11 protein-coding genes are annotated in these 9,648 nt (G+C 46.7%); 6 read left to right on the forward strand and 5 right to left on the reverse strand.

The features are described 5' to 3' along the window. From C1T29_RS08915 to lepB, 4 genes are all read left to right on the forward strand, one after another. Positions 1-514 (forward strand): sugar phosphate isomerase family (locus C1T29_RS08915; RefSeq protein ID WP_208945657.1); only part of this gene is annotated, 514 nt, incomplete at its 5' end. After that, positions 511-1,422, forward strand: coding sequence for a 1-phosphofructokinase (pfkB, locus tag C1T29_RS08920; RefSeq protein ID WP_020451226.1), 912 nt, complete (start codon positions 511-513; stop codon positions 1,420-1,422). The genes C1T29_RS08915 and pfkB, both read left to right, overlap by 4 nt. Positions 1,423-1,435: 13 nt before the next feature. Further along, a complete protein-coding gene (locus tag C1T29_RS08925; protein WP_020451227.1) occupies positions 1,436-3,334 on the forward strand; it encodes a PTS fructose transporter subunit IIABC in 1,899 nt (632 codons plus the stop codon). A gap of 163 nt (positions 3,335-3,497) precedes the next feature. Then, positions 3,498-4,058 carry a signal peptidase I gene (lepB, locus tag C1T29_RS08930; protein ID WP_020451228.1) on the forward strand — a complete coding sequence of 187 codons (561 nt, stop codon included), beginning with the start codon at positions 3,498-3,500 and terminating at the stop codon, positions 4,056-4,058. A 45-nt stretch (positions 4,059-4,103) separates the two neighbouring features. Here lepB and C1T29_RS08935 read toward each other — a convergent pair whose 3' ends face one another. Further along, the gene (locus C1T29_RS08935; protein WP_020451229.1) at positions 4,104-4,373 is read right to left on the reverse strand and encodes a hypothetical protein; all 270 of its coding nucleotides are present in this window, start codon (positions 4,371-4,373) and stop codon (positions 4,104-4,106) included. 12 nt (positions 4,374-4,385) lie between these two features. Beyond that, positions 4,386-4,628 carry a hypothetical protein gene (locus tag C1T29_RS08940; RefSeq protein WP_020451230.1) on the reverse strand — a complete coding sequence of 81 codons (243 nt, stop codon included), beginning with the start codon at positions 4,626-4,628 and terminating at the stop codon, positions 4,386-4,388. A gap of 172 nt (positions 4,629-4,800) precedes the next feature. Between C1T29_RS08940 and C1T29_RS08945 the strand changes: the two genes are divergently transcribed. Both C1T29_RS08945 and C1T29_RS08950 read left to right on the forward strand, forming a co-directional pair. Next, the gene (locus C1T29_RS08945) at positions 4,801-6,420 is read left to right on the forward strand and encodes an ABC-F family ATP-binding cassette domain-containing protein (RefSeq protein ID WP_020451231.1); all 1,620 of its coding nucleotides are present in this window, start codon (positions 4,801-4,803) and stop codon (positions 6,418-6,420) included. A 56-nt stretch (positions 6,421-6,476) separates the two neighbouring features. Next, positions 6,477-6,851 carry a YybH family protein gene (locus C1T29_RS08950; protein WP_020451232.1) on the forward strand — a complete coding sequence of 125 codons (375 nt, stop codon included), beginning with the start codon at positions 6,477-6,479 and terminating at the stop codon, positions 6,849-6,851. A gap of 124 nt (positions 6,852-6,975) precedes the next feature. On the opposite strand, the gene C1T29_RS08955 is transcribed toward C1T29_RS08950, so the two are convergent. From C1T29_RS08955 to mreBH, 3 genes are all read right to left on the reverse strand, one after another. Then, on the reverse strand, positions 6,976-8,208 hold the full coding sequence (locus C1T29_RS08955; protein WP_023857280.1) for an aminopeptidase: 1,233 nt from the start codon (positions 8,206-8,208) through the stop codon (positions 6,976-6,978). A gap of 89 nt (positions 8,209-8,297) precedes the next feature. Next, a complete protein-coding gene (locus C1T29_RS08960; protein ID WP_003181378.1) occupies positions 8,298-8,429 on the reverse strand; it encodes a protein YkpC in 132 nt (43 codons plus the stop codon). Between the two features lie 73 nt (positions 8,430-8,502). Continuing rightward, the gene (gene mreBH / locus C1T29_RS08965; protein WP_020451234.1) at positions 8,503-9,510 is read right to left on the reverse strand and encodes a rod-share determining protein MreBH; all 1,008 of its coding nucleotides are present in this window, start codon (positions 9,508-9,510) and stop codon (positions 8,503-8,505) included. Positions 9,511-9,648 lie beyond the last annotated feature (138 nt).

The following is a 9,648-nucleotide window of genomic DNA, read 5'->3' on the forward strand; positions in this document are numbered from 1 at the left end:
AATCGCTCAAGAAGCGGCCTCACTTCTTGAAGAAGGCGATTGTATCTACCTTGATGCCGGAACGACCACATTGCAAATGATCGATTTTATCGATCCGGAGATGGATATTATCGTGGTCACAAATGGAGTCATGCACATTGAGGCATTAGGTAAAAAAGGCATTACTTTTTATTTATTAGGCGGGTATGTGAAGTATAAAACCGGAGCAATCGTGGGCGGTTCGGCTTTATCAGCCATCAGCCAATACCGGTTTGACAAAAGCTTCATCGGCGTCAATGGCATTCATAAAGAAGCGGGATTTACGACTCCGGATCCTGAAGAAGCGCTTTTGAAAACAAAAGCTGTCAACCAGGCGAAAAAAGCATTTATTTTAGCTGACGTTTCCAAGTTTGGGGAAATTTCATTTTCTGCCTTTGCCGGTTTAGACGAAGCAACTATCATTACAGCAGGATCTGCAAAACATTCATTTGATAACTATCAAGAAAAAACTGTCGTAAAGGTAGTGAAAACATGATATACACTGTAACTCTCAACCCATCGGTCGACTATATTGTTCACGTTGAAGAATTTTCCGTAGGCGGGCTGAATCGTTCAGTCTATGACACGAAATATCCCGGAGGCAAAGGAATCAATGTCTCACGCGTACTGAACAGACACCATGTACCTTCTAAAGTTCTCGGTTTTATCGGCGGTTTTACCGGGGGGTACATCAAATCATTTCTCGAAGAAGAGAAGCTTGAAACAGCTTTTCATGAGGTGAATGGAGACACGCGCATCAATGTCAAATTGAAGACCGGGGATGAGACGGAAATCAACGGGCAGGGGCCCGTCATCAGCCAAGAAGATTTCGCGGCCTTTTTAGACCAGTTTTCAGCGATGAAAGAAGGGGACATTGTCGTATTGGCTGGCAGCATTCCTTCTTCATTGCCGCAGGACACCTATGAAAAGATTGCAGAAAAGTGTGAAGAGCAAAATGTCCGGGTTGTCGTTGATATTTCGGGTGAGGCACTCCTAAAAGCAGCAGAAATGAAGCCGCTTTTAATGAAACCGAACCATCACGAGCTCGGTGAAATGTTTGGAACAACCATCACTTCAGCGGAAGAAGCGGTGCCTTATGGTAAGAAACTCGTTGAACGCGGGGCCGAAAACGCGATCGTTTCCATGGCTGGGGAAGGCGCACTTTTATTTACAAAAGACGGCGTCTACCATGCCAACGTACCTAAAGGAAAGCTCGTGAACTCAGTCGGCGCCGGAGATTCAGTGGTTGCAGGCTTTCTCGCAGGCATTGAAAAACAGCTCGACATCAAAGAAGCTTTTCGCTTAGGTGTCGCGTCAGGAAGCGCAACCGCCTTTTCAGAGGAGCTGGGAACGGAAGAGCTCGTTCACAAGCTGCTTCCGGAAGTTCAAGTCAAAGCGATTTAAAGGAGGAAAGGTTATGAAAATAACAGAGCTACTAACGAAGCATACGATCAAGTTAAACCTTGAGAGCAGCCAGAAAGAAAACGTTATCGAAGAACTCGTCAGCGTTTTGGATCAGGCGGGCAAGTTGAATGATAAAGAAGGCTACAAAGAAGCCGTGATCAACCGTGAGAAACAAAGTTCCACCGGTATCGGCGAAGGCATCGCCATCCCTCATGCGAAAACGGCAAGCGTTAAAGAGCCTGCGATCGCGTTCGGCCGTTCAAAAGACGGCGTCGATTATGAATCCCTTGACGGTCAGCCAAGCCATCTCGTTTTCATGATCGCTGCTACAGACGGCGCGAATAACACTCACTTGGAAGCATTGTCAAGACTGTCGACTTTGCTTATGAGGGAAGAGATTCGCAAACAGCTGCTTGAAGCTTCATCCGAAGACGAAATCATCGACATCATCAATCAGCATGATAAAGATGATGAAGAAGAAGAGCAGGCCGAAGAAGCATCTGCACCATCAGCAAAAGGAAAAATCCTTGCGGTTACAGCATGTCCGACAGGGATCGCCCACACGTTCATGGCTGCCGATGCTTTGAAAGAAAAGGCGAAAGAGCTCGGCGTTGATATCAAAGTTGAAACGAACGGTTCAAGCGGTATTAAAAATGGTCTGACAGCGCAGGAAATCGAAGATGCGGTTGCGATCATCGTCGCCGCCGATAAACAGGTTGAAATGGATCGCTTTCAAGGCAAACATGTCATTGAAGTACCTGTAACAGCAGGAATCAGACGTCCGAAAGAGCTGATTGAGCAGGCGCTGAAACAAGACGCGCCTATCTATCAGGGTAAAGGCGGCGGTGCATCTGCATCTGCTTCTGAAGACGGAGCTGCCAAAGGAAAAGGCGGCGGTTTCTACAAACACTTGATGAGCGGTGTCAGCAACATGCTGCCATTCGTCGTCGGGGGCGGGATCTTAGTTGCGGTTTCATTCTTCTGGGGAATTAACGCGACCAAACCGGGAGATCCCACTTATAATGAGTTTGCAGCTGTATTAAATACTATAGGCGGAACTCAAGCACTTGGATTAATTGTCGCTGTATTGGCAGGATTTATCGCGATGAGCATCGCGGATCGTCCGGGGTTTGCGCCTGGTATGGTCGGAGGTTTCATGGCGACGCAAGCCGGCGCCGGTTTCTTAGGCGGACTGATTGCCGGTTTCTTGGCTGGTTATATTGTTGTCCTATTGAAAAAAGTGTTCGCTGGTCTGCCGCAAGTGCTTGACGGATTAAAACCTGTCCTTCTTTATCCGTTGTTTGGAATATTCTTGACCGGAATCATCATGCATTATGTTGTCAATACGCCTGTCAAGTATATTATGGATGGCATGACACATTGGCTTGAAGGTCTTGGAACAGGAAACCTTGTTGTAATGGGTATTGTTTTAGGCGGTATGATGGCGATTGATATGGGTGGTCCGATCAACAAAGCGGCCTTCACATTTGGTATCGCGATGATTGAAGCTGGAAACTTTGGACCTCACGCAGCGATCATGGCGGGCGGTATGGTGCCTCCGCTTGGAATTGCCCTTGCAACGACTTTCTTTAAAAATAAATTTTCAAAACGGGATCGCGAAGCCGGAATTACCAACTACGTGATGGGCTTGTCATTTATTACTGAAGGTGCGATTCCTTTTGCGGCAGCCGATCCGGCGCGCGTCATTCCTGCTTCTATCATCGGATCAGCAGTTGCCGGAGGTTTATCTCAATTTTTCCATGTCACACTGCAAGCGCCGCATGGCGGAATATTCGTTCTCTTCTTTACGACGAACCATGCGCTGCTGTATCTCCTCAGTATCTTGATTGGTGCGGTTGTGACGGCTCTCATTCTCGGCATCTTGAAAAAGCCGGTTCCAACTGAAAAATAAGTGCTGAAAGTGCCACAGTAATCCCTGTGTGGCACTTTCTTTTTTACCGTTTTTGCCGGAAGTGAACGCGGGAATTATGTATTCGGCAGGAACTTGTGATAAAGTATAGGAAAGCTTTATTTTGCATGTATGCTGTGACAGACTGTTTTTAGGAGGAAGCGTTTTGACTGAAGAAAAATCCACCCAAAATAAAAACTCTCTCTTTGAATGGGTAAAAGCCATTATTATCGCAGTCGTTCTGGCGTTATTGATCAGGGCATTTTTATTCGAACCGTATTTAGTCGAAGGTACATCAATGGATCCGACGCTGCACGACGGAGAGCGGCTGTTCGTCTATAAAACGGTTAAATACGTAGGCGAATTTAAGCGGGGAGATATCGTCATTATCGACGGCGATGAAAAAAATGTCCATTATGTGAAGCGCTTGATCGGCCTGCCGGGAGATACCGTGCAAATGAAAGACGACACGCTGTACATAAACGGGAAAAAGGTGTCTGAGCCGTATCTTTCGGAAAACAGAAAAGAGGCGGAAGCAGTCGGCGTCAAACTGACGGGCGATTTCGGCCCTGTGAAGGTTCCGGAAGGCAAGTATTTCGTGATGGGAGACAATCGTCAGAGATCGATGGACAGCCGGAACGGACTCGGACTGATCGATAAAAAACGAGTGGCCGGGACTTCACAATTTGTGTTTTTCCCGTTCAACGAAATCCGAAAAACAGACTGAAAAATGCCTGATGTCCATTTGGACAATCAGGCATTTTTGCTTGATTTATGCGGATAATGATGCCAGTACTGCGATAAACAGTACGGTAACGAACACAGAGGCCATAATCAGAAGAACGCTGTATAAGATTCTGATTTCCGCGGCTTCTTTTCCCCTTTTTGACAGCATTCGTTTCGCCGCGATATGAACGAACACGTAAATCATGGCAATCCCGATGTAAAGGCCCACATCCCGTGCTGTAAAGCCGGTTACGGCAAGATAAACCCCTGCGAAAAAAATAAACATGCAGTATTCCGTCAAAGTGATAAGCTTCATGTCTTCCTCCGTCTAACGATCCGAGTTTTCTTCAAATATCACCTTTTTATAATATATCTTTTGCAGCCATCCCACAAGGAGGCCGAAGCCGATCAGCAGACAGGAAAATATCAAAAAGTCCGAGGTCCACATATCAAACCCTTTGAAAAGCCCGATAGACATCGTAGAAATCACCATGGCCACTGACACGAAAAGCGCTTGGCGCGGCCTTGAATTGATCCACCTGATGATATCAGGATCATCTTTTAATTTCATTATTCCTTCCCCCATTCTTCAATAATTGTAACATATTGTCACAAAGAAAGTGTGAACAAGTGTTTTTTTGATATATTTTTCTTTAAAACTTTATCGTAAAAAAGCAAAGCATTTCTCTTGCGGAATTTTCGTGTTATACTCTTTTTAATGAAGTATAGATGGAGGATTTTAAATGATAGCTGTTCAAAATGTCAGCTTGCGGTTTGCGGACCGGAAGCTGTTTGAAGATGTAAATATTAAGTTTACGCCGGGTAACTGCTACGGATTGATCGGAGCAAACGGCGCCGGAAAGTCCACTTTTTTGAAAATATTATCAGGTGAAATCGAGCCTCAGACGGGCGAGGTTCATATGAGCCCGGGCGAACGCCTTGCCGTCCTGAAGCAGAACCACTTTGAGTATGAAGAGCATGAAGTGCTGAAAGTCGTGATCATGGGGCATAAACGCCTTTATGAAGTCATGCAGGAAAAAGACGCGATTTACATGAAACCCGATTTTTCAGATGAAGACGGAATCCGCGCCGCAGAGCTTGAGGGCGAATTCGCCGAGCTGAACGGCTGGGAAGCCGAAGGGGAAGCTGCGATTTTGTTAAAAGGCCTCGGCATTGCTGAAGAACTGCATACGAAGAAAATGGCGGATTTGGGCGGTTCCGAAAAGGTGAAGGTCCTCCTTGCACAGGCCCTGTTCGGAAAGCCTGACGTCCTTCTTCTCGATGAGCCGACCAACCACTTGGATATTCAGGCGATCCAGTGGCTTGAAGAGTTTTTAATCAATTTTGAGAATACGGTTATCGTCGTATCGCATGACCGCCACTTTTTGAATAAAGTATGTACGCATATCGCCGACCTGGATTTTAACAAAATTCAAATTTATGTCGGAAACTATGATTTCTGGTATGAATCAAGCCAGCTTGCGCTTAAAATGAATCAGGAAGCCAATAAGAAAAAAGAAGAGCAGATCAAACAGCTCCAGGAGTTCGTTGCCAGATTCAGCGCCAACGCCTCAAAATCGAAGCAGGCGACATCAAGAAAAAAACTGCTTGAAAAAATTACGCTTGACGATATTAAGCCGTCATCGCGCAAGTATCCGTACGTACATTTCACACCTGAACGCGAAATTGGAAACGATGTGCTTGTTGTCACAGACCTGTCGAAAACGATTGACGGTGTCAAGGTGCTTGACTCGGTCAGCTTTATGATGAATAAAGAAGATAAAATCGCCTTTACAGGCCGGAATGAGCTTGCCGCTACTGTGCTCTTTAAAATCCTTGCCGGGGAAATGGAGCCTGACAGCGGATCGTTTAAATGGGGCGTCACAACATCCCAGGCGTTTTTCCCGAAAGACAACAGCGAGTATTTTGAAAACAGCGATTTAAACCTTGTCGACTGGCTCCGCCAATTTTCGCCGCATGACCAAAGCGAAAGCTTCCTGCGCGGATTTTTGGGCCGGATGCTGTTCTCCGGGGAAGAAGTGCTGAAAAAAGCAAGCGTTTTGTCAGGGGGAGAGAAAGTCCGCTGCATGCTCTCCAAAATGATGCTGTCCGGCGCCAATGTGCTGATGCTTGATGAGCCGACCAACCATTTGGATCTCGAATCCATTACAGCGCTGAATAACGGTTTAATCAGCTTTAAAGGCGCTATGCTGTTTACATCTCATGACCATCAGTTTGTCCAAACAATTGCCAACCGGATCATCGAAATCACGCCAAACGGAATCGTCGATAAACAGATGAGCTATGATGAATTTTTGGAAGACAAAGCGGTTCAGGACAAGCTTGCTGAACTTTACGCATAATGATAGAAAACCCGCCTTAAAAAGCGGGTTTTTTTATAAAAAGGGAGATGGTTGCCGTGTCATGCCGCAAGGCTCTTGAGCAATATATTCAAGCAACAAACACACATGAGTTTGAGAATGTCAAAAAGCTCCTTCATCCCGACGCTGTGTACTGGTTCTCGGATGAAACGTGCTCGGGCGTTAAGGAAATTCAGCGTTATTTTGAAAACGCCTGGAAGCAAATCGAAAACGAAGTATACAGCGCCAGTCATATCAGTTGGATCACGGAAACGGACGAACAGGCCGTCTGTCTTTATACATACGAATGGAAAGGGTTTTTTAGGGGTGAACCGGTTCAAGGGGCAGGCCGTGCGACAAACGTATTTGTAAAGGACGAGTCAGGAAGCTGGAAGCTGAAGCATGAACATTTAAGCAGTTTGCCCAAATCATGAGGAGGCGGGGCATTGGACGGCTTTATAGCTCCATCTATGTACGGAAGTTAGAAAGGCTGGCAGCATGCGGAAATGATATAAAAGGACCTCAGAAAACTTCTGAGGTCCTTTTGTGCGGAAGGCTTTAGATCGCCCAGTTGCCGTTTCTGAAAATCGGCTCTCTTTTTCCGTCTGCTGTGATTCCGTCTATATTCATTTCTCCTGAACCGATCATGAAGTCAACATGTGTAATGCTTTCGTTTAATCCTTCTTTCGCCAGCTCTTCGCGCGACATCTGCTTTCCGCCTTCGATGTTGAATGCGTACGCACTGCCGATTGCGAGGTGGTTTGAGGCGTTTTCGTCAAACAGCGTGTTGTAAAACAGAATATTGGACTTGGAAATCGGCGAATCGTGGGCAACGAGCGCAATTTCGCCTAAGTAGTGTGAACCCTCATCCGTTTCGATCAGCTCTTTTAAAATCTCTTCACCTTGTTCAGCTTTGACATCGGTGATCCGTCCGTTTTCAAATGTCAGCTGAAAGCCGTCGATCAGATTGCCGCCGTAGCTTAACGGCTTTGTGCTTGAAACAGTGCCGTTCACTCCGTCTTTTTTCGGAGCGGTGAATACTTCTTCTGTCGGCATATTGGCCATGAACTCGATGCCGTTTTCGTTAGTGCTTCCGGCGCCGACCCACAGGTGCTTCTCAGGAAGCTCGATCGTCAAATCTGTTCCTTTTGCTTGGTAATGAAGGGCTTGGTAATGCTTGTCGTTTAAGACGCTTACTTTATCGCGCAAAGTTTGATCGTGGTCTTTCCACGCCTGGACAGGATCTTCACGGTCGACGCGGGTCGTTTTGAAGATCTCATTCCACAGCTTTTGCATCGCTGTCTTTTCATCTGCGTCAGGGAATACTTTTTTGGCCCAGGCCGGTGAAGGTGCTGCGACGACAGTCCAGCTGACTTTATCCGATTGAATCATTTGCCTGTATGTATGCATCGCCTTTCCGGCGGCTTTTTGCTGGGTCGCGATTTTTTTGGAATCGATGCCTTTCAAAAGATCAGGGCTTGAAGAGACAATGGAAATAAAAGCGGCGCCTTCCTTAGCGAGCGTCTCCAGACCTTTCGCTTCCCACTCAGGGAATTCTTCAAAGGCTTCCGCTGGGGCCAGCTCATATTTCAGCCTTGTCACCTCATCATCCTGCCAGCGGACCGTTACGTTTTTTGCCCCTATTTGATAGGCGCTTTTGACGAGGAGCCGTGCAAAATCGCGTACTTCTGTTGACGCGTTGATAACGACTTTCTGTCCTTTTTGAACGTTTACACCGACTTCGGCTACAAGCTTCGCATATTTGCTCAGTTTATCAGTAAACGAATTCATTGGCAAAACCTCCTTTATTGTCCATAACATCATATCAAATATTTGATTGAAAAGAAAAAAAGACGCAGCCCGGTAAGGCTGCATCTTTTTTAACGGTTGATTTTGGCCGTTTGGCCGGGGGGCGAGCTTGGCATGTTTGCAAGGGAGATGCTCATCCCCCCGAGAATAATACCGCTTAAAATAACGGTGATGGCCAGGCGTCTTCCCATATCTCTAAGCATGTTCTTCCTCCTTATCGTTTCTCCATTCCTCACGATATGAAAGAAGCAGGGAAAAAAGACGCGAAAACAAAAATTATTTAGCCGCTTTTTGCAATTTATCGATCACTTCAAGAGAGCGGCCCGTTCCGATGGCGACAGACTCGAGCGGATTTGCAGCAACATGCACGGGCACAACGATTTCCTGTGACAGCCATTCTTTGATGCCGTTCAATAGCGCGCCTCCTCCGGTTAAAATCACGCCCCGGTCGACAATGTCTCCGCTCAGCTCGGGAGGACAGTCTTCAAGCGTCGCTCTGATGGCTTCGATAATATGAAGGAGCGATTCGCGCATCGCCTTCTGAATCTCTATTGATTCCAGGGTAATTGTTTTCGGCAGGCCTGTGACAAGGTCGCGCCCTCTGACTTCCATCGTTTTCGTCTCATGGTCAATCAATGCGTAGCCGATCTCAATCTTGACTTCTTCGGCCGTCCGTTCACCGATCAGCAGGTTGTATTTTTTTCTGACGAATGACACGATGTCTTCATCAAGCTGGTCGCCGCCGATCCGGATCGAGTGGCATGAGACTACGCCTCCGAATGAAATGATCGCCACTTCTGTCGTGCCGCCGCCGATATCGACGACAACGTTTGCGACAGGTTCATCGACAGGCAGGTCTGCGCCGATGGCGGCAGCGACAGGCTCCTCAATCAAATGGACTTGCTTGGCTCCGCAGTTTTTGACAGCATCGCTGATCGCACGCCGTTCAACCGCGGTTGAACCGGATGGCGTGCAGACGACGACGCTCGGCTTTCTGAAAGTAAAGCCGATGTTCTTTCCGGCTTTTTTCATAATCTGCTTCAAGAGGTCTGTCGTCATGTCATAATCGGCGATGACTCCGTCTTTCATCGGTCTGACCGCGACGATTTTTCCCGGTGTCTTTCCGATCATGTTTTTGGCTTCTGTTCCGACCGCCAATACGCTCTTTGTTTCCGTATCCACGGCGACAACGGAAGGCTCATTTAAAATGATTCCTTTGTTTTTGCTGTAAACCAATATGTTAGCTGTGCCTAGATCAATTCCGATCTCGGTTGTTTGAAACATGTTTTCACCCAATCTCTATTTAAAATTTTTCCGAAAAACGAAATTTTCTTCGTGCTGAAAAAATGAATTTCATTTAAATTTTCTCAAATGATCGGCGATTTTTGGGGGTTTGTGACGAGTTTGAAACCAATCTGTAAA

Source organism: Bacillus sp. MBGLi79, from assembly GCF_002953915.1.

Coding starts and splice junctions, on each gene's coding strand:
- C1T29_RS08955 (WP_023857280.1), bottom strand. CDS start 8,208: ATGAATTCGTTTACTGATAAACTGAGCAAATATGCGAAGCTTGTAGCC.
- C1T29_RS08945 (WP_020451231.1), top strand. CDS start 4,801: ATGATAGCTGTTCAAAATGTCAGCTTGCGGTTTGCGGACCGGAAGCTG.
- C1T29_RS08925 (WP_020451227.1), top strand. CDS start 1,436: ATGAAAATAACAGAGCTACTAACGAAGCATACGATCAAGTTAAACCTT.
- pfkB (WP_020451226.1), top strand. CDS start 511: ATGATATACACTGTAACTCTCAACCCATCGGTCGACTATATTGTTCAC.
- C1T29_RS08960 (WP_003181378.1), bottom strand. CDS start 8,429: ATGCTTAGAGATATGGGAAGACGCCTGGCCATCACCGTTATTTTAAGC.
- mreBH (WP_020451234.1), bottom strand. CDS start 9,510: ATGTTTCAAACAACCGAGATCGGAATTGATCTAGGCACAGCTAACATA.
- C1T29_RS08935 (WP_020451229.1), bottom strand. CDS start 4,373: ATGAAGCTTATCACTTTGACGGAATACTGCATGTTTATTTTTTTCGCA.
- C1T29_RS08940 (WP_020451230.1), bottom strand. CDS start 4,628: ATGAAATTAAAAGATGATCCTGATATCATCAGGTGGATCAATTCAAGG.